The organism is Roseinatronobacter alkalisoli (assembly GCF_028745735.1).
In the GTDB taxonomy this organism is placed as follows: domain Bacteria; phylum Pseudomonadota; class Alphaproteobacteria; order Rhodobacterales; family Rhodobacteraceae; genus Roseinatronobacter; species Roseinatronobacter alkalisoli.
The window spans coordinates 1-19,083 of record NZ_JAQZSM010000040.1 but is presented as its reverse complement, the minus strand read 5'-3'; the positions used below and the strand labels follow the sequence as shown (position 1 = coordinate 19,083).

Here is a 19,083-nt window from a genome sequence, read left to right as displayed (position 1 = left end):
GTAACGGTCGTGGCCGTGATCAATTGTTTCTGTGGCAATTCCAGAAGATTGTCGTGGGTGAGCTTGATCTTGTCGTTCGTGATTGCTCCTGTCACGGTCAGAACCGGCTCGCTGGCGGCAAGCGGGTGGGCTGCCAAGAGTATCAACAGACTAAACGACAGTAATCTTATCATATTCGAAATTATGCTCCTGCATTCTTAGTACTAGTGTCCTTCAGTTTTCAGTTTATACTACAGAAAAATCTACCTTAATCACCCCCCCGCTTTTGCAATTTGTTCGTAGTCCGCTCCTTCGGGTCGGGCCGTGGCCGCCTTCGATCTCGACTGGTGGCACATCTCCATGCGCGCCCAGCATGTCGAGAATGCCGTGAAAGGTCTGCTGCAAGCCGAAAACTATTAGGGTGTATCGGCGCCTTTCAAGCACCCTGAATCGCCCCGAGTTTGTCGGAGTCCGGGCTTGATGCTGCGCGCAGGGGCCAGATAACCCATTCACCAATCCCGATCGTCACCAGCCACGCCAAAGCCGAGAAGCAGGTATTCGGTAAAAGGCATTGAGGGGTGGCTTGCGGGTCGAGGGATCACTGGTATGGCATGATTCACTTTACTTTATGTTCAAAATATCATACATAAGGTATAATATTTTATACCTACCAGCAAATGACCGGATCACCCCATGTCCCACGAAGAGCGCAATGTCCTGACCGAAATTCTAGCCAATGCCATCATCATCGGCCTCTTCCTGTGGTTCCTGGTGACCGGTCATGCCGCAGGGCGGTTCGACGGGCCGGAGGGCTTACAGGTCTGGGCGGTGCTGGTGCTCAAGCTGATCGTGGCAAGCATCGTGATCGGGATCATGCTGACCATTGTCATGGGCATCATCTGGCAGGTGGTCACTGGTGAAAAGCCGGATCTGACACGTGACGAGCGTGACCGCGCGATTTCCGGCATCGGCTGGAAGGTGCAAGGGATCGCCACGGTCATCGGGGTCGTCGGTGCTATCGGAAAACTTGCGCTGGGGCAGGAGGTCATCACGGCAATGAGCCTTATCCTTGCCGCCTGCGCCTTTGGCGATACCTGCGGCAATCTGGCCAAGCTTTATGCCTATCGCCGGGGTGTCTAAATGGCGCGGATCGAGAACACCATCCGCCGCTTGCGGTTCGACGCAAGCGAGATGACGCAGAAAGACCTTGCCGCGCATGTGGGCGTGACGCGACAAACGATCCTTGCGATCGAGAACGGGAAATACGCGCCCTCGCTGGAGCTTGCGTTCCGTATCGCGCACCATTTCGGCGTCGGCGTCGAGGACGTGTTCATCTACCACGACGACTGATCGTCGAATTGAAAGAGACCCTGCTATGGTCCGCCTGTTTGCGCGGCAGATGCCGCTTGTCCTTCGTCTGGCTTTCGCCGCCTTCATCCCGATGATGATGGCAGGGGCCGGGTGATGCAGATTCCAGCGAACCTGCCGCCGCAGGACAGTTTGCGGCTAGCGGTCGCGCCCATGTCGAACTTACTGCACGCCCTGACGGAAATCTTGTTCGTGGTGCTGGTGCGCTACGCCATAGTGCAGAAGATGCAGCGTGTAGGAGGGCGCAAGCTGCTGCAGCATGACAACCCTCCCCCACATAATCGTGGATTGCGCCTCAGGGGCGTACGGCAACGACTTCGATTTCCACCAGCCAGTGCGGATTGGCCAGCCCGGCAACTTCAAAAACTGAACGGGTTGGCAGTTCAGGCTGATCTTCGGTTCCGAAGAACTGAACATAGCCGTCCATGAACCCGCTGAAGTCCATACGCCCGCTGTCGTCGGCAACCAGATAGACCTGCATCTTGACTACATCTGACATGGTCAGATCCAGATCGGTGAGCGTGCTGTTGATGCGGTTCAGCACTGAAATGGTTTGCGCCTCGGTGTTGCCAAAAGCTTCGGCGGTGTTGGGTTCCACGTCGGTATTGGTCACACCGGGCACCACGCCGCTCAGGTATACCAATGTCGCGTCTGCCGGGATTTCCACCGCACGCAGGATAGGGAAGGTAGAGCCGGGGTTGGTGTGGCGCACAACGTCAGCCTGCGCAAAACCGCACAACACAAAGGTCGCGGCAGCTGCGGAGAGGAGAGGTTTTTTTAACATTTTGTCGTCCTTAGTGATTTCAGTAGTTTTGGGTTGTGGATCGCAACAGACAGCACTTCACATCAGCGCCGTGGAGTATGGCTATTGTGTTGTTCCGCTGTCGGGATGTCGTTGCACTGGGCATATAGGGCCTTGCCATGCCCGGCTTCAGGGGTAGTTCGCGCCTCCTCTCAGCGGGTTTGCGCGACCATTTCGGCAGTTGCCGGATCGTCGGGATAGTTATTCCCGAAACTGGTGCGGATATAGTTCACCACTGCCGCAACCTGTTCGTCGTTCAGAACGCCACGCAGCGGTGGCATGGCTGCCTGCCCGTGCAAAGTCAGCATGACCGCATACTCCGGATATTCCAGCGTAGGATTGTCTGCCAGTGCAGGATAACTGGCCGCGCCGGTCGCCCCTTGTCCATCAGGCATATGGCAGCCTGCGCAGACGGCATTGTAGATGCCTTCGCCGGTTTCCTGTGTCAGGACATTGCGGTTTTCAAACCACGCCGCGCTGTCATCCGCAAAGGCCGGGGCAGCTACGACGCTTGTTGCGAACAGGACGGGGGTGAATAGTTGGTGCATGCGCATCGGTTATTCTCCTGCTGCGGTGATTGCGGTCTGGCTCAGTCGGCGGATGGCGTCCAGCGACGACAGGACCGCCCCTTCCATCCACGCCGGAAGATAGGACAGATGCTCGCCCGCGCAGACAATGCGCCGGTCCATCGCCACAGCGTCGTCATATTGGGCGGCCTTGTCCTGCCATATCCCGTAGCAGCCCAAAGTCCACGGCACGCGATGCCATGCCACAGAAACCCCTGCCTTGAATTCTTCGGGCATTTGCGGGTGAATCTGACTGCCCCATTCAACTGTGCGGCGCACACGGTCTTCAGGTTCGATCGAGGAATACTGATACGCCAGCGCCCCCCATGAATACGCCCCCAGAACAACTCCGGGTTTGTCCGACAGATAGTCATTCGACGGGTAGGAAATTTGCGAGATGGGCAGGTCAGTGTAAGTGGTCCCGCCGTAGATATGCTCATCCTCTTCCCAGAAGCGGCGTTTGAATTCCAGCCCTACCTTGATTGAGGCTGCATAGTGCATGGTCTGGATCACATTCGCCAACGGACCGGAGAAATCGTGATCAATCTGACTTAGGATGGAGAAGGGAATGGTGCAGACGCAGTAATCTGCGCTGGCCGTTCCTTCTGCGCCATCGTTTTCCAGATCGTCATAGGTGACAATCACGCCGTCCTCATCCTGACGGATCTGGGTGACGCGTTTGCGATATCTGACCAGATCACCAAGGTTGTCGGCCATGGCGCGCGCAATCATGTCCATGCCGCCTTTGGGCTGGAAGATCGGCATGGAACCATTCAGCGCCTCGCTGGTTGCAAGGCGTGACCATAATCCGGAATCCAGCAAGGTGGACAGGTCCAGAATTTCATTGGCAATGGGGGCACCATCCACCCCGCCACCAGGTGGGCGGGCATAACCGCGGCGTGAACTGGCGTTATCCCCGGAAACATAGGCGTTGTCATCGTTAAGCGCGCCAAAGGTGCGCAGACCGGCCAACAGGTTTTCCTTGTCTTCATCCGACAGTACCGCATCCAGGGCACCCTGATCAGTGACTTTAGACAGCAGGTCGGAAATATGACCACGGAAATCGGTGTTGATTTCGCGGTAACGCACGGGCTTTCCGTCGAACGCGTCGACCGAATGTACATAGGCATTGTTGTTGATCTGGATCAGTGGTTCCAGTTCGACGCCCAACCTGCGGCAATAGTCAAGAATGCCGTAATGGTTGTATGGCACACGCCATGGGCCGGGGTTGAAATAATTGCCTTCCGCAAAATCAACGGTCTGGGTAAAGCCGCCCAGTTCTTCGTATGTGTCGCCCGCACGCATGGTCCAGCAGCGCCCACCCGCGATATCGCGGAATTCCAGCACCTCGACTTCATAGCCAGCATCGCGCAGTTCCATCGCCGCGATCATCCCGGCAATTCCCGCCCCGAGTATGAGAACTTTCGTCCCTTCTGGCGCACGTTCAAGTTGAATTTTTCCCTCATAGGGCGACGCATGCGCGACCCCCATCATGCCCATCGCCTGATACATTGCAGCGGCACCACCGACAGCACCGACCATCGTCAGGAATTCGCGTCGTGACGGGTTAGGTGTTAATTTATCAACCAAAATGGCCTCCACTTTTTCAGTTCGATCACCACTGTCCGCCGGGTGCGACAAATTGTCAACATCACTACATGGATGCGGCATGCACAACTCTAGCGTGCATACATCCAGAACCGCAACAGTCGCTTGATTTCCTTCGCCAGACAAATGCCGCTACTTGCTATCCGGCACAAAAAAGAGGCGAACTATGTCGGAACGGGCCACGAAGTGCCTGAGAAGAAGCGTCAGATGCCAGCATGGGACTTGCTGCAACCCAACGGCTTCAGATGCCGATCAGCGCGTCGAAATCGATGTCATCATTGGCGGCCAGACACTCGACCTGCCAGTCGAACAGATCATTCAACCGCTCGACACCCTCAAAACGCATCAGCGCCAGCACATCCGGACCAAGAGAGGTCGTTAACTGACCCATACGAAAGACTTGAGAAAACGCTTTATTCATCAAATACGCCCGATACTAAACCTTAAGGCGAATTTAATTGACCCCGCACAGTCTGCAAGCAGAAAGCGGGCAGGTGGTCCGAAACGCATCCGTCCAACGGCGAATCCGAGGCATAAGTTTTCTCTATCCAACGAAAGTGCGACGTAAACCCCTGTCGCATGCAGACTCTTGCACGGAGTGCAGATACCGTGTAGGTTGTATAGCAGTACAGGCACATGAGTACGCGAGTAAAAGAATAAGAAATAACAAGTCTTATGCGGAAAATGAGAAGGCATGCGAAATGAAACGAAGGCCTCTATCGCGCTTTATTGTCGTTTCGGCCACTGTTTTGATACTTGGCCCGAACGCGGCACTTTCACAAACATCAACGGCAACATTCGACGTTACAATTACAATCCAGGCGGATTGTGAGGTCACGTCGACCCAGACGCTAGATTTCGGCAGCTCTGGTGTGCTGAGCACAGATGTCGACGCAACATCTAACATTGAGGTCACTTGCACCCCGGACGTCGCCTATACGATTGGGTTGAATGAAGGAACTGGCATTGACGCAACCATAACCGAGCGAAAGATGAGCGGGGGGGGGGCCGAGACAGTTGATTATGGGCTTTTCCAGGATGCAGCGCGCAGCGTAAACTGGGGCAATTCACCGCCGACTGATACTGTGGGGGCTACGGGGACCGGAACCGCCCAGACTCATACAGTATATGGGCGGGTGCCGCCACAGGCGACCCCAACCGCAGGAACCTACACTGATACGGTTACCGTAACAGTATCCTATTAGGCGGAGGTCACGACATGAAACGTGTCAACGCAGTTCTGTGCTCGATTATGTGTGTGGCCTTGTTGATTCCAGCCGTAGCCCGTGCTGGTGGTCTGCGCGTATCTCCGGTGACGGTGGAAGTAACTGCGCCGGGCGCTGCAACAACGCTGACCATACGAAACGACGGGCGCGAAATTAAGACCGTGCAGGCAAGGGTTTTTCGCTGGACAGAGCGGAACGGTCAAGACCGCATGGAGAGTACCAATGATGTCGTCGTCAGCCCACCGATGACACAGCTTCGCCCGGGGGCGGAACAAACATTGCGCATTGTACGAACAAGTTCAGCTTCGGTGCGGGGTGAGGAAGCCTATCGGATTTATATAGACGAGGTGCCTGACCGAACGCGGCTTCAGGCGGGTCAAGTAGCATTTGTCACCAGACTCCGGATACCGGCGTTTTTCGCTGATCCGCGCGCGCGGCCGCCGCAGGTCAGCTTTACACTGGTTCAAAGCGGCGGCGCGACTTTTCTTGAAGCACGCAACCAAGGGGATGTGCGGTTGCGCCTGGCAAATGTCCGCCTGACGAGAGGGAACTCTACCGTTGTTAGGCGAGACGGCCTTCTTGGCTATGCATTGGGCAACTCGACGATGCGTTGGCCTATAGGCGCGGCCTCGCGAATTGGAAATGCAAGTGCAAATCTGGCTGCGGCTACAAGTCTAGGGACATTAAATGCCCCAGTCTCATCGCGATAACCGGGCAAGACAAGTACTATATTTCCTTGGCGTTTCCTTGTTTCTGCAGTCGGCTGCAAGCGGATTAAATGCCGAAGATATGATCGTTGAAGAAGGTCGGGTATTGCACTTGGAAGTCTTCGTGAACGGATGGTCTTCCGATTTGATCACGCGGTTCGTGGATCTTGATGGCGGGCGCTTACTGGCCGATGCGGAGGAGCTTGAACGAACTGGCATCAAACCTATTATAGCGGGGCGACGGGTAAGGGGTGATATTCGCGTAGACCTGATCGAGAACCTGTCTTTTGAACTCGATGAGGCCGCTCAGATATTGTATTTTACCGCGCCGATGGAAAACTATGCGCCACGTGAAATCAATGCCACGGCAAGTCCTACTGAACCATCGCCAGACGAAGTCGACACCGGTACCGGATTGGTTCTGAACTACTCTCTCAACACTGAATTGACACGCGCATCTGCATTTTCATACAGCGTCGCCGGTGAATTTGATGCGCGTTTGTTCACGCCCTTTGGCACCCTGAACCACAGCTTCACGCTTGCATACAGGCAGGGCGAGAGCCGCCGTTACCGCCGGTTGACTACGTACTGGCGGACGCCAATCCCTGGTCGGACAACACAGGTCCAGCTTGGCGACATATCGACGCGCGGACCAGCTTGGGCGCGCTCTGTTCGGATGGGGGGGATAATCTTAGAACGAAACTTCGAACTGCGCCCTGATCTTGTGACCATTGCATTGCCCAGCTACGAGGGCAGTGCAGAGGTTCCCTCAACTGTTGATGTGTATGCTGATTCAATTCGCCGGTTTTCGACCGATGTGCCCTTCGGACCGTTTTTACTGGCAGATCTTCCCTTTTCAACGGGGACGACTGACGCCGAAATTGTAGTTCGTGATGTGACTGGCCGCGAAACGCGGGTGAACCAGCCGTTTTTTGTTTCGTCAGAGTTGATGCGACCCGGAGTGTTTGATTATTCACTTGCTCTTGGCGTCCCGCGTCTTGGTATTGGTACGGCAAGCGATCGCTATACTGGCGGTGTCCATGGTGTTGGGACTCTACGCTTTGGACTGACGCCTGATATAACACTCATGGCCCATACAGAGTTCGGTGAGAACTTGCGTATGGCAGGGCTTGGTGGAACGGTGCGGATTGGGAAGATCGGTACGGCCAGCGCAAGTGTAGCCCACAGCCGCTCGGGTTTTGGGACTGGGATGATGGGAGAGTTTTCTACATCTCTGACGCTAAATTCGTTCCGGTTGTCAGCCCGCGCAATGCGCAAATGGGGCGAATTTTCTGATATTGCCCGAAACACATCTGTTGAATCGTCTCAGGGGTTCGATCCTCCCGCGCAAATTACGTCCCTGAACCAGTTTTCAGCAACCATGCCGGTGCTTTCTGACAGGAATGATGGCGGCAGTATTTTCTATGCGGACACACGGCGTGCTGACGGTTTGCAGGAACGTAGTATAGGTGCCTCTTATTCAACCAAGGTGTTTGATCAAGGGACCCTCAGCCTGTCGGCGATGGCAAGTCGCGGCACGACATCAAATACAGTATTTGGCATTAGCATGCATGTTCCGCTGGGCAGCCGTAGAAATGCAGGGACACGCGTTAGCAGCCGGGACGGGCGATTGCGGGCCTCATCATTTATTTCGGGAACACCAAAAGATCGTGACAGAGGTTGGCATTGGCAGGCACAGGCAGAGCAAAATACCCAGCCGGAGATTGCCGCTTCCGCCCGGCGCCGGTCCCAATATGGCGGCATTGAATTTGCAACCAGACATTCAACCTCACGACAAGCGGCCGGGGTTCGCGCGCGTGGTGCAGTTGTGTTTGCCGGTGGTGGTTTCTTTTTGTCCGACCGTATCGAAGACGCATTTGTGGTGGTGAACGCTGGTGCGCCGGGCGTTGAAGTACAGTACGAGAACCGTTCGATCGGAGTCACCGGACCGTCAGGACGCATGCTTGTTTCTGGATTACGCTCCTATCAGCGCAATGCGTTGTCCATCGATCCGGCATCGCTGCCGCTCGATGCTGATGTCCCTCATACCCGGCAGGTTGTGCGCCCCGCGCAACGTAGCGGTGTGGTTCTGGACTTCGGCATCAATACAAATCCTGCGACAGCACTTGTCAGTCTGGTTACTGCCGAAGGCGAACCGATCGAAGTTGGTTTGGCTGCGATGCACACCGAAAGCGGGGAAAGCTACATTGTGGGATATGACGGTCAGGTCTATCTTCGCGATCTTCAAAAACACAATGAGCTTATTGTGCATTTCCCCAATATGAGTACTTGCCGCGCCGAATTTGATTTCACGCGCGAACCGGGCACCATTAGCCAGATCAGCGGGGTGGTCTGCCAATGATTACCAGATGGTTCTGCGGGTTTATATGCGCTGTGGCATCGCTGATCTTCGCTTCTACAGCGGCACATGCGCAAACCTGTTCGTTCAGCGCCACGGATGTGAATTTTGGAACAACCGATACATTGGGCAGCGCAGATACTGACATTTCCGGCACCATTACTGTCAATTGCTCTGCTTTGTTGGGGTTGCTGTCATCGATAAGCGGCAGCATCAATATCGGTGAAGGTAGTGGCGGCGGAAACAGCAGCGCGCGTCAGATGACTAGCCCTTCAACGCCCACCAGTCTGAACTATCAGCTATACAAGGATAGTGCGCGAACTGTTGTGCTGGGGGGCAGTAACTGGGTCAATGGTGAAAGCATTGACCTTTCAGCATTTAGTGTTTTGCTTATAGGTAGCAGTGGCACTGTCGATATACCCTTTTACGGGCGCGTTTTTGGTGCTCAACAAAGCGTTGCACCAGGAAGCTATCAGTCAAACTTTTTCCGCGATCCGATCGACGTGCGCGTCAACTACCGGACATGCAACTTGCTTTTATTATGTACCAACCGTACCGCAACGTTTTCATTTGATGTTCTGGCCGAAGTAGAAGACAATTGTCTTGTCTCGGCAACTGATCTGAACTTTGGAACTGTCGGACTTCTGAACAGCCCGGTTGATGCGACCAGCACAATCAGTGTAACCTGCACCGCGCAGACTGACTATCATGTCGGCCTTGATCACGGACTGTATGGAACTGGACCGCTGGATCGATACATGCGCAGTATCGCGACCGACACTATTCGTTATGGTCTGTATCAGGACGCTGCGCGCAGCATATCATGGGGGACCCTTGCGGAAGGTGCAGCACGTTCCGGCACCGGGTCAGGTGCTACGCAGAACTTTACCGTATATGGCCGCGTTTTTTCACAAAATACCCCGCCAAGCGGCATTTATAATGACACAATTGTTGTCACGATAACCTACTGAGCGGCAATTCTACGGCGACACGGGCAGATCATTCTGCGGTCAACTTATGGGCAATTGAATGGCCTTGCGCAGGAAGGCTTTCTGAATCGCTTCGGATTTGCCGAAGACCATCAACTTAAGTAAGGGTGATGGTTATGACGAAAAGCAAAATGGCGAAATCGCTTTCGCTTCGCGGGGCGGCTACTTTGTATGTTGCAATTTGATTTGGTCAAGCGGCCCATTGCGGCCGCCCTGAACCGCTCTCAAAGGCGCGCGCCGTTCGCCACTCCATTGGAAAGGTTCGCTTTTCCAACAAACATGTGGTGCTTCGTCGGGAAGTGTGCTGAGCTAAATCAAAACCTATAGGAATTCTACCATGACCATGCCACGCCGTTTCATCCAGTGTGACGTTTTTTCGGCCACCCCCACCAAAGGCAATGCGTTGGCGGTTGTCGTCGACGGCAATGGTTTGTCCGACGAGGCGATGCAGCGTTTCGCGCGATGGACAAATCTTGCCGAAACCACCTTTTTGATGAAACCGGATGTGGCCGGTGCCGATTACAAGGTTCGTATTTTCACGCCTGCACGGGAAATGCCATTCGCGGGGCACCCGACATTGGGAAGCTGCATGGCCTGGCTTGAGGCGGGTGGAACGCCTCGTAACGCGAAGCTTGTTCGCCAGCAATGCGAGGTCGGCATTATCGAGATCGACCTGAGTACCGGAACGCCAGCTTTTGCCGCGCCACCGACGAAGGTCTCTCCGATGGAGCCTGCGGAGAACAAAAGGATTCGCGAGCAACTTGGATTGCGGCAGGACCAGATCATAAACACCGTCGAACTTGACAATGGTCCCATCTGGCAGCTCTTCGAGTTGCGCTCCGCAGCGGAAGTTCTCGAAGTCGACTCCAGCAAAGTAAAATGGCCGGAGTTCCGTGCAATTGGCTTGCTCGGGAAAGCCAGTGACAGCCCTGGCATCGACTATGAAGTTCGGATGCTCGCGCCATCAAGCGGAATGAGCGAGGATCCGATAACCGGATCACTGAATGCGGCGATTGCAAAATGGCTGCTATCGATTGATCGACTGAACGAAGACATCGTCGTCGCTCAAGGGAGGTGTATAGAACGGGATGGCAGGGTAACGATCCGGGCTGACAAAGACGGCACCATTTGGATAGGCGGAGACGTTCACATGGTTGTTGAGGGCGAGGTGAGGCTTTAGCAGCCATTTGTTCACGTCGTAACATTGAGCAGTTTGGGATCCTCGCGCCATACTGCGGAACAGAAACGGCGTGATGGCCTTCCGGGCCGGGGCCTCTGGTGCTCTGTCTTGTCAACCACCAATCGTGTGTTTCCACCGTTGCAGGACGCGCTGGCCACCGGCAATCTGACCGTGCGCTACACCACCGTGGCGCGGCGAGTGCTGGCAAAAAACGGTCGCGCAAAGGGAGTAGAGATCACAGAACGGCCGAGCCGGTGGTTTCTCCGATGAACTATCTTGACCAATTTTGCTGCGAACGTGTCAAGGTGCCGCTTCCTGACACTGATCTGCCGATGAAGACTGTGGCTTTTCGCGCGGAGTTCAACTCCGGCGAGCAGATGCGCAAGGTCTTTCTGCGACACCAATCGCTGACGTCGCGTGATTTTCGGGCGCGATTCAAGACGGCGCGGGGCATGGATGCTGTTCTGCGATGCCTTCAACAAACATCACGTGGGGCATAGCGGTGCCGTCGGCAGCGTCATCCATTCAGTCAACAAATCCGTTGCAGTCAAACAGCTGACTGTCCAGATATACCAAACACGATATACATAAGCCTGAAACTATTATTTGACTGCGATAGCCACCATTTCCTACGAAGGAGGTGTTAACCGGTCTTTTCGATCAGCCCGCCTTGAGGAGCGTCTGGCTGATCAATGGTTTGAGTGTCGCAAATGCTGGTCGTATTCCTTGGGGGGAGGTCAAATGCCATGCGTCGTGCTGCGAAATGCCCTTTCCATTGGGCGAAATGACTAAGATGTTGTTGTCCCGGATCAGCGTGCAAGGTGGCACCCCTCAGGTTGTGGCCCGTGACGGTGCGGGGGCCTGTGTCATCAACGATAACGGCACTTTGTTCCGCATTGGCGTCTCTATAACCAGTAAGCTCTCTGAACTATTCATGACAGCGCAAGCTTGCTTTGCACATGCCAGGCTGTGTCCTGTCGCGCCCAGCCTGTCCGAAAGGCCCGTTCATGTTCGTGTGCTCTGACATAGTCGTGCAATGAAACCAAACGCGACCATGCACCTTACCAGAAAACTCTCTGTCAAAAGGACCACTTTCAAATGAAGATTCGTGCTAACCTGCACCGCGAATTCCGCATTGGATCGATCGACCCGCGCCTGTACTCCGCTTTCCTTGAGCATATGGGCCGTGCAATCTATTCCGGCATCTACGAACCGGGTCATAGCCAAGCCGATGAACACGGATTTCGCCGCGATGTGCTGGAACTGGTGCGTGACCTGAAGATACCGGCGGTGCGTTACCCCGGGGGCAACTTTGTGTCCGCCTATGACTGGCAGGACGGAATCGGCCCCAAAGACGCACGTCCCGTCAGGCTGGATCTCGCCTGGCGATCGAAGGAAAGCAACCAGGTCGGGATCAACGAATTCGCGATCTGGGCGGAAAAAGCGGGCATCGACATGATGCTGGCGATCAATCTGGGAACCCGCGGATTGCAGGAAGCGCGGGAATTTGTGGAATATGTCAATCATCCGGGCGGCACCGCCTGGTCGGATTTGCGCCGCAGCCACGGGGTTGAAGAACCTTACAATGTTAGGATGTGGTGCCTCGGAAACGAGATGGACGGCCCTTGGCAGACCGGCCAGAAACCGGCATCCGAATATGGACGCCTTGCCAATCAGGCCGCAAAAGCGGTCAAGGGCATGGACAAGACACTGGAAACCATTGTTTGCGGCAGTTCTAACGACCAGATGCCGACCTATCCGGAATGGGAACGGCAGGTTCTGGAGGAATGCTACGAAAACGTTGATTTCATTTCACTGCACAAGTATTTCGGTAATTCCAGCCGTGATACGCTGAACTACTTTGGCAAGATCGAGGAAACCGGGCGCTATATTCAGGCGATTGGCGGCGTCATCGATTATGTCAAAGCCAAAAAACGTGCAAAGAACGATGTCCATATCTGTTTTGATGAATGGAACGTCTGGTATCACATCCGCGAAAAGGACATGGAAAATGTCCGCAAATGGGACTGGCCAGAAGCGCCCGCCCTGCTTGAAGAAGATTACAACTTCGAGGATGCGCTGTTTGTTGCGGGTCTGATCAACGAATTCATTCGTCGTTCGGACCGGGTCAAGATTGCCTGCATCGCGCAGCTTGTGAACGTCATTGCCCCGATCCGCGCGGAAAGGGGCGGCCCTGCCTGGCGCCAGACAATCTATTATCCATATCAGTTTGCGTCACTTTATGGCCGGGGCGAGGCGCTGCGCGTCGCTGTGGATGGGCCGACTTATGATTGCCGCGTCGCGGATGATGTATCGTTCATGGATATTGCCGCGACCCATGACAGCGCCGCAGGGACGGTCAGCCTGTTTATTCTGAACCGGCATCTGACTGATACCGCCGATATCGATATGACGCTGACAGGTTTCGCCGGGGCGCGCCTGATAGATCACCGCGTAATGCAAGGCCATGACCTGCGGGCAGTCAACGGGCCTGACCGGCCTGACGCGGTATCGCCTCAGCCGGGCAGCGGGCTGGGCGTCGAAGACGGTGCCCTGAAAGGGAAGCTCGCCCCACTGTCATATCATCTTGTCCGGCTTGATGTGTCCTGAGGAGGGAAAGCAAATGACCGGCGTGATACTGCGGAATGTCGAAAAATCATTCGGTGCTGCGAAGGTGATACATGACGTGTCATTGGACATACCGAAGGGTGCATTTTCTGTTTTTGTCGGGCCTTCGGGCTGCGGAAAATCCACGTTGCTTCGGATGATCGCAGGGCTGGAGGAAACGACTGGCGGCAAAATCGAGATCGAAGGTCAGGACGTAACCGATCAGGAACCCGCACGTCGTGGTGTGGCGATGGTGTTCCAGAACTATGCGCTTTATCCGCATCTTAGCGTGTTCGAGAATATGGCTTTCAGTCTACGCCTTGCCCGCGCAAAGCAATCTGTGATCAAGCAGAAAGTGCATGCTGCCGCCGAGATCCTGAAAATGGTGGATCAGTTGGACAAAAAGCCTTCGCAGCTTTCAGGCGGCCAGCGCCAGCGAGTTGCTATCGGTCGGGCTATCGTGCGTGAACCGAAAGTGTTCTTGTTCGACGAACCATTGTCGAACCTTGACGCGGAACTGCGTGTGCAGATGCGGCTGGAGTTGGCACGCCTGCATCGCGAAATCGGTGCGACAATGATCTATGTTACCCATGATCAGGTCGAGGCCATGACCCTTGCCGACAAGATTTTCGTGTTGAAGGACGGCTTTGTTCAACAGGCGGGTGCGCCGTTGCATTTGTATGACGATCCGGACAATCAGTTCGTCGCGGGGTTTATCGGATCACCTGCAATGAACTTTATCCCCGCGCGCGTCACGGGGCGTTCGGATGGCCTGATCATGGCCCAGCCAGATGGTGCTGGCGCGATCACGTTAGAAGCCAAAAGCACCGGCGAAGGGCTGTCGGACGGAACCATTGTCACACTTGGCATCCGGCCGGAATGTTTGCGGCCCGCCGAAACCGGCCTGTCGGCCAAGATCGAGATGTCCGAAGAACTGGGCGGAGTTTCCTATTTGCATGCACGGCTTGCGGGTGATCGTCCGCTGGTCGTTGAACGTCGCGGCATTCGCGAAATGCTGGAAGGGCGGACCATCCACCTGACAGCTGATCCCGCGGATATATTAGTGTTCGATCCTGATGGACGACGCTTGCGCTAAACCAGTCTGTTTACGGCATTTGCCGTGCGCAGACATTTTGGATTCACAGGGAGGAAGACATGAACAGATTTACTTCACTGGCAGCCGCTTGCGCGGTCTCGCTGATCGGCTTGCCGGCAATGGCGCAACACGAAATTACTTGGTGGGACTTTTTGGCCGGCGGCGATGGTGTTCGTATGCGGGCAATGATCGACCAGTTCAACGCCGAACATCCGGATATCAATATCACACCGACAACTTCGGAATGGGGTGTGCCGTTCTATACGCGTGTGCGTACATCGGCTGCGGTAGGTCAGGGGCCTGATATCATGACCTACCACCTGTCGCGCATTCCGCTTGCGTTGCAAGAAGGCATTCTGACGCCGATAACTGACGCTGATCTGCAAGCCGCCGACCTGGCGATTGGCGATTTCTTTGAAACGGCAGTGGATGCTGCGTCCGACAGCGATGGCACACTTTATGCAGTGCCATTCGATATTCATTCTATTGTGCTGTACTACAACCGCAGTTATTTTGAAGGGAGCGAGTTCCTTGACGATGACGGGACACTGACCGGCATAAACAGTCTTGAAGATTTCGAGCGGGCGCTTGCACATGCGGCCGAAGCCGGTTCACGCACGCCGCTGTCGTATCAGACTGGCGGAGCAGGCGGCATCTGGCGCGTTTTTTATACGCTGATGGGCCAGCAAGGCGGCGAACTTATTGTCGACGGAGAGGTCTTGCCCGGAGATAACGCGCAAAAGGCCCAGCGTGCTATCGAGATCATGGCAAACTGGGGCGCGCAGGGTTGGCAGCCAGAGCAGGCAGAATATCCGGCATCTGTTGCCTTGTTTACATCCGGGCAGTCGGCGTTCCACCTGAACGGCGTCTGGGAGGTTCCGACCCTGAACGATCTGCAGAATGATGGTTCGCTTGGTTTTGAATGGGGCGCTGTCCAAGTGCCACAATTGCTGGATCAGGAAGCAACCTGGGCAGACAGCCACGCCTTTGCCCTGCCTATTCAGGGTAATCAGGAGATGGACCCGGAACGTCGCGCAGCAGTGATGACGGTCATCGGCTGGATGCAGCGCCATGCGATCGCCTGGGCCGATGCCGGGCATATCCCGGCCTATCGTCCTGTGGCTGAAAGTGACGCGTATCTGGCGATGGAGCCGAATGCCACCTATGCGTCTTTGGCTGACACTGCCTATTTCGATCCCCGCTCCCAAATAGCGGGGGTGGCTTCGCCCGTCTATGACGCTGGTGTCAATGTTATCGGACCGGCAATGCACGGCTTCATGTCGCCAGAGGACGCCGTCGCGCAAATGCGCGCGGAACTGCAAGCACTGATACGCTGATCCCTTCAACACCGGTTCCCCGCGCCCGTTTTCAGGGGCGCGGGGAACACTGAAAACAAGGATAGTGGCCGTGGCACTGCGTAACAAAAAACGCCTCAGGCATAATCTGATCGCCTATAGCTTGATCGCGCCGTTCCTGGCGATCTTTCTGCTGGTGTTTTTGTACCCGACCTTCAAGGTTATCCAACTCAGCTTTACCAATTCGCCGCTTATCGGTGATGGCGAATGGGTCGGGCTGGACAATTTCAGGCGGTTGTTCGCAGACAGGTTGTTTTATACCTCGCTTTACAACAACATCTATTTCGTTGTTTTGACGGTGGTGCCAACGACGGCTATCGCGCTGGGAATTGCGCTGATGGTCAACCGTTTGAAAGGTCGGCTTCAGGCGCTGATCCTGGCCACGTTCTTTTTGCCATATATCCTGCCCGTTTCGGTCGTGACAGAAATCTGGGCCTGGATGCTGGACGTGCAGTTCGGCGTGGTCCAACCCGCAATCGAGGCCGTAATCGGCAGGTCGATGCCGGTATTCCGCAATCCGCAATGGGTGATGCCAACAATAGCGGTTGTAACGATCTGGTGGACAAACGGATTCAACGTGCTGTTGTTCATTGCCGGTCTGCGCAACATTCCAAGCGAGCTGTACGAGGCCGCTGCACTGGATGGCGCCACATCGCGCCAACAGTTCATGCGTGTCACATGGCCATTGCTCTGGCCGGTCACGACACTGGTATTGACGCTACAGCTGATCCTTCAGCTGAAACTGTTTGATCAGGTTTATCTGCTTAGCCAGGGTGGACCGTTTAACCAATCTTATGTCTTGCTGCTGATGGTTTACCGCGAAGCCTTCCAACTGAATCAGGGTGGCTATGCCTCTGCGGTCGCGCTGGTCCTGTTTGTAATGATCATGGTGGTATCGGTCCTGCAATTCCAACTGCTCCGGATCGGAGGACGTAAATGATCCAAACCCGCAAAATAGAAAATATCATCCTGTCGGTCATTACACTTTGTGCCGCTGCGATCTGGGTTTTTCCCCTGTACTGGGCGATGGTCACATCATTGCGACGAGAGTCGCGGGTGGTCAGTGATTCCGCCGGGCTGATACCTGACGAATTCAATCTGACTAGTTATATTGATGCCATCCTCAATACGCGCCTGCTAACCTGGTATTGGAATTCTATCGGAACCTCGTTGATCATCACGGTCGTCACGGTGGTTACCAGTATGATGTGCGCCTATGCGATATCACAGATGCGGTTTCCGGGCCGCAGACTGCTGTATCTGGTCGTGCTGGCCAGCTTCATGATACCCGCCCAGGCGCTGGTCGTGTCGCAGTTCATCTTGATGAACGATATGGGGCTGATCAACACCTGGGGCGCTATTATCCTTCCACAGCTGATCGTTCCAGTTGTGATTATCGTCTACAAACAGTTCTTCGACGCGGTTCCAAAGGAGCTACGTGAGGCGGTTCTGCTGGATGGTGGTGGAGAGTATACACTTTTGTTCAAGGTCTATCTGCCGTTGAACTGGGGTATCACAGCCGCGTTGTCGATCATTACTTTCATAGGTGCATGGAATGCATTTTTCTGGCCGTTTCTGGTTGCAACAAGTGAATCCACGATGACCATTCCTGTCGGCATCACGCAAGTGCAGGACACATTCGGTGTGCAATACGCGCGTGTCATGTCAGTCGCCTTGCTGGGTGCGATGCCGGTCGCTGTGGCCTATCTTCTGTTTCAACGCCGTGTAACAGAGGCAGTGATGATTTCGTCGGGTGTGAAAGGCTAATGTTCTGATTGCCAATAGAATTGATCAACTTGGCCCATACCGCACAGGCGATAATTTCACAGGGGTAGTGAAAACCTTTCAGGTGGGGCATAGGCGCCGACGCCTTCATGCCTCCCCCCCTGAACGACGAAAGCCTGAGGCAGGTGGCCGCAGACAGGTGCGAGCCGGGGCGATTGCCCTATAGCAAGCCACGCCCGACAAGATTGCGCATCAATGCGCTGGTGCCAAAATTCCAACGGGGGGCCTTGGTGGAGCACATAACAGTGTTGACCAGTTGACCCAGACCCGCAGTGGAAATTGTCACGCGGTCCTGTGCGTGATGTGTGAATCCAGCCCCCTTGGCGTCGCGGTCCGCAACAGGGGCGAACATCGTACCCAGATACAGCATGAACCCGTCAGGATATTGGTGATGCGCCCCGCAGGTTTGCGCCACCAGATCCGCCGGATCACGGCTGATTTCACGCATCGAGGAATGGCCCGTCAGCTGGAAGCCGTCTGCGCCGTCAATGGTCATGTCCAGATCGGCCTTGCGGATGTCATCCAGCCCGAAACGGTCATCGAACAGCCGGATGAAGGGGCCAAGTGCGGCAGATGCGTTATTATCCTTGGCCTTGCCCAGCAGCAGCGCCGAGCGCCCCTCGATGTCCCGCAGATTGACGTCATTGCCAAGGCAAGCGCCCAGAATGCGCCCGTCTGACGCGCAGGCCAGCACGATTTCGGGTTCGGGGTTGTTCCAGCTGCTGGACGGGTGCAGGCCCACAGCCGCGCCGTGGCCCACAGCAGACATGGGCTGCGCCTTGGTGAAAACTTCGGCATCGGGGCCAATGCCCACTTCCAGATATTGCGACCACAGGTTTTCGGCCTGCAGCACGGATTTCACGCGCGCGGCTTCCACCGATCCGGGCACAAGCTCGCGCAGGCTGTCGCCGATCACGCCCGATACTTTGGCGCGGATCGCATCGGCGCGCGCGGGGTCGCCGCCTGCGCGTTCTTCGATCACCCGCTCCAGCATGGACCGTGCGAAGGTCACGCCGCAGGCTTTGATTGCCTGCAGGTCCGACGGGGCAAGATGGCGCAGGTCATTTTCGCCTGCGTCAGGGCGGCTGATATTGTCCAGCTCCTCCAGGGTGCAAACTGGCGTTCCAGTGGTGTTTTGCACATGTGCCAGCGGGTCGGGCAGTTCCAGCAGATCGCGCATGGTGGGCGCGGCTTTGGTCGTGATGTCAATAATCCGGCCCTTGCGCAGGGTCACAAGGCAGGGGCCGGTATCAGGACGCCAGATGCGACCGACATACACGCCATTTTCATCCAGATTCTGGTGCAGTGTCATATTCAGGTCTTTCTGGTTCAATGATTATCGCGGGGCAGGTTTTGGCGGATGCGTTGATAGGCGGTGGCGAGTTCGAGGCAGCCGCCTTCGGCGAGTTGGCCGACATGGGAGCGGTAGATTTCCTGCCATGGGGTCTGATGGTGC

The 19,083-nt window shown here is 55.5% G+C and carries 17 protein-coding genes; 12 read left to right on the top strand and 5 right to left on the bottom strand.

Translation table 11 applies throughout. The features are described from left to right. Positions 1-672: 672 nt before the first annotated feature. Positions 673-1,119 carry a hypothetical protein gene (locus tag PUT78_RS21190; protein WP_274354248.1) on the top strand — a complete coding sequence of 149 codons (447 nt, stop codon included), beginning with the start codon at positions 673-675 and terminating at the stop codon, positions 1,117-1,119. After that, the gene (locus PUT78_RS21185) at positions 1,120-1,329 is read left to right on the top strand and encodes a helix-turn-helix transcriptional regulator (protein ID WP_337994714.1); all 210 of its coding nucleotides are present in this window, start codon (positions 1,120-1,122) and stop codon (positions 1,327-1,329) included. Between the two features lie 313 nt (positions 1,330-1,642). On the opposite strand, the gene PUT78_RS21180 is transcribed toward PUT78_RS21185, so the two are convergent. From PUT78_RS21180 to PUT78_RS21165, 4 genes are all read right to left on the bottom strand, one after another. Further along, on the bottom strand, positions 1,643-2,131 hold the full coding sequence (locus PUT78_RS21180) for a RidA family protein (RefSeq protein ID WP_274354247.1): 489 nt from the start codon (positions 2,129-2,131) through the stop codon (positions 1,643-1,645). 170 nt (positions 2,132-2,301) lie between these two features. Beyond that, on the bottom strand, positions 2,302-2,703 hold the full coding sequence (locus PUT78_RS21175; RefSeq protein WP_274354246.1) for a c-type cytochrome: 402 nt from the start codon (positions 2,701-2,703) through the stop codon (positions 2,302-2,304). A gap of 3 nt (positions 2,704-2,706) precedes the next feature. Further along, positions 2,707-4,305: a flavin monoamine oxidase family protein gene (locus PUT78_RS21170; protein WP_337994713.1), complete on the bottom strand. Its 1,599-nt coding sequence runs from the start codon at positions 4,303-4,305 to the stop codon at positions 2,707-2,709. 259 nt (positions 4,306-4,564) lie between these two features. Beyond that, positions 4,565-4,744, bottom strand: a complete 180-nt coding sequence (locus PUT78_RS21165; protein WP_274354245.1) for a hypothetical protein — start codon at positions 4,742-4,744, stop codon at positions 4,565-4,567. Positions 4,745-5,024: 280 nt separating this feature from the next. Here PUT78_RS21165 and PUT78_RS23910 point away from each other — a divergent pair, with 280 nt between their 5' ends. From PUT78_RS23910 to PUT78_RS21120, 10 genes are all read left to right on the top strand, one after another. After that, positions 5,025-5,528, top strand: coding sequence for a Csu type fimbrial protein (locus PUT78_RS23910; RefSeq protein ID WP_420793542.1), 504 nt, complete (start codon positions 5,025-5,027; stop codon positions 5,526-5,528). Positions 5,529-5,542: 14 nt separating this feature from the next. After that, positions 5,543-6,259 carry a fimbrial biogenesis chaperone gene (locus PUT78_RS21160; protein ID WP_274354244.1) on the top strand — a complete coding sequence of 239 codons (717 nt, stop codon included), beginning with the start codon at positions 5,543-5,545 and terminating at the stop codon, positions 6,257-6,259. Continuing rightward, the gene (locus tag PUT78_RS21155) at positions 6,237-8,618 is read left to right on the top strand and encodes a fimbria/pilus outer membrane usher protein (RefSeq protein WP_274354243.1); all 2,382 of its coding nucleotides are present in this window, start codon (positions 6,237-6,239) and stop codon (positions 8,616-8,618) included. The genes PUT78_RS21160 and PUT78_RS21155 overlap by 23 nt, the downstream gene beginning before the upstream one ends. Positions 8,619-8,650: 32 nt before the next feature. Beyond that, the gene (locus PUT78_RS21150) at positions 8,651-9,586 is read left to right on the top strand and encodes a Csu type fimbrial protein (protein ID WP_274354242.1); all 936 of its coding nucleotides are present in this window, start codon (positions 8,651-8,653) and stop codon (positions 9,584-9,586) included. A 355-nt stretch (positions 9,587-9,941) separates the two neighbouring features. Further along, entirely contained in the window at positions 9,942-10,784 is an 843-nt protein-coding gene (locus PUT78_RS21145) for a PhzF family phenazine biosynthesis protein (RefSeq protein ID WP_274354241.1), read from the top strand. 1,098 nt (positions 10,785-11,882) lie between these two features. Next, entirely contained in the window at positions 11,883-13,394 is a 1,512-nt protein-coding gene (gene arfA / locus PUT78_RS21140) for an arabinosylfuranosidase ArfA (protein ID WP_274354240.1), read from the top strand. 13 nt (positions 13,395-13,407) lie between these two features. Then, a complete protein-coding gene (locus PUT78_RS21135; RefSeq protein WP_274354239.1) occupies positions 13,408-14,487 on the top strand; it encodes an ABC transporter ATP-binding protein in 1,080 nt (359 codons plus the stop codon). A gap of 59 nt (positions 14,488-14,546) precedes the next feature. Next, positions 14,547-15,824, top strand: a complete 1,278-nt coding sequence (locus PUT78_RS21130) for an extracellular solute-binding protein (RefSeq protein WP_274354238.1) — start codon at positions 14,547-14,549, stop codon at positions 15,822-15,824. A 70-nt stretch (positions 15,825-15,894) separates the two neighbouring features. Further along, positions 15,895-16,782: a carbohydrate ABC transporter permease gene (locus tag PUT78_RS21125; protein ID WP_274354237.1), complete on the top strand. Its 888-nt coding sequence runs from the start codon at positions 15,895-15,897 to the stop codon at positions 16,780-16,782. Then, entirely contained in the window at positions 16,779-17,609 is an 831-nt protein-coding gene (locus PUT78_RS21120; protein WP_274354236.1) for a carbohydrate ABC transporter permease, read from the top strand. Before PUT78_RS21125 ends, PUT78_RS21120 begins: the two co-directional genes overlap by 4 nt. A 178-nt stretch (positions 17,610-17,787) precedes the next feature. On the opposite strand, the gene PUT78_RS21115 is transcribed toward PUT78_RS21120, so the two are convergent. Beyond that, entirely contained in the window at positions 17,788-18,939 is a 1,152-nt protein-coding gene (locus PUT78_RS21115; protein WP_274354235.1) for a fumarylacetoacetate hydrolase family protein, read from the bottom strand. Between the last annotated feature and the right edge of the window lie 144 nt (positions 18,940-19,083).

Excerpts from the sequence above, each read along its gene's own strand:
- PUT78_RS21190 (WP_274354248.1), top strand. The coding sequence starts at position 673 with ATGTCCCACGAAGAGCGCAATGTCCTGACCGAAATTCTAGCCAATGCC.
- PUT78_RS21185 (WP_337994714.1), top strand. The coding sequence starts at position 1,120 with ATGGCGCGGATCGAGAACACCATCCGCCGCTTGCGGTTCGACGCAAGC.
- PUT78_RS21180 (WP_274354247.1), bottom strand. The coding sequence starts at position 2,131 with ATGTTAAAAAAACCTCTCCTCTCCGCAGCTGCCGCGACCTTTGTGTTG.
- PUT78_RS21175 (WP_274354246.1), bottom strand. The coding sequence starts at position 2,703 with ATGCGCATGCACCAACTATTCACCCCCGTCCTGTTCGCAACAAGCGTC.
- PUT78_RS21165 (WP_274354245.1), bottom strand. The coding sequence starts at position 4,744 with ATGAATAAAGCGTTTTCTCAAGTCTTTCGTATGGGTCAGTTAACGACC.
- PUT78_RS23910 (WP_420793542.1), top strand. The coding sequence starts at position 5,025 with ATGAAACGAAGGCCTCTATCGCGCTTTATTGTCGTTTCGGCCACTGTT.
- PUT78_RS21160 (WP_274354244.1), top strand. The coding sequence starts at position 5,543 with ATGAAACGTGTCAACGCAGTTCTGTGCTCGATTATGTGTGTGGCCTTG.
- PUT78_RS21155 (WP_274354243.1), top strand. The coding sequence starts at position 6,237 with ATGCCCCAGTCTCATCGCGATAACCGGGCAAGACAAGTACTATATTTC.
- PUT78_RS21145 (WP_274354241.1), top strand. The coding sequence starts at position 9,942 with ATGACCATGCCACGCCGTTTCATCCAGTGTGACGTTTTTTCGGCCACC.
- arfA (WP_274354240.1), top strand. The coding sequence starts at position 11,883 with ATGAAGATTCGTGCTAACCTGCACCGCGAATTCCGCATTGGATCGATC.
- PUT78_RS21135 (WP_274354239.1), top strand. The coding sequence starts at position 13,408 with ATGACCGGCGTGATACTGCGGAATGTCGAAAAATCATTCGGTGCTGCG.
- PUT78_RS21130 (WP_274354238.1), top strand. The coding sequence starts at position 14,547 with ATGAACAGATTTACTTCACTGGCAGCCGCTTGCGCGGTCTCGCTGATC.
- PUT78_RS21120 (WP_274354236.1), top strand. The coding sequence starts at position 16,779 with ATGATCCAAACCCGCAAAATAGAAAATATCATCCTGTCGGTCATTACA.
- PUT78_RS21115 (WP_274354235.1), bottom strand. The coding sequence starts at position 18,939 with ATGACACTGCACCAGAATCTGGATGAAAATGGCGTGTATGTCGGTCGC.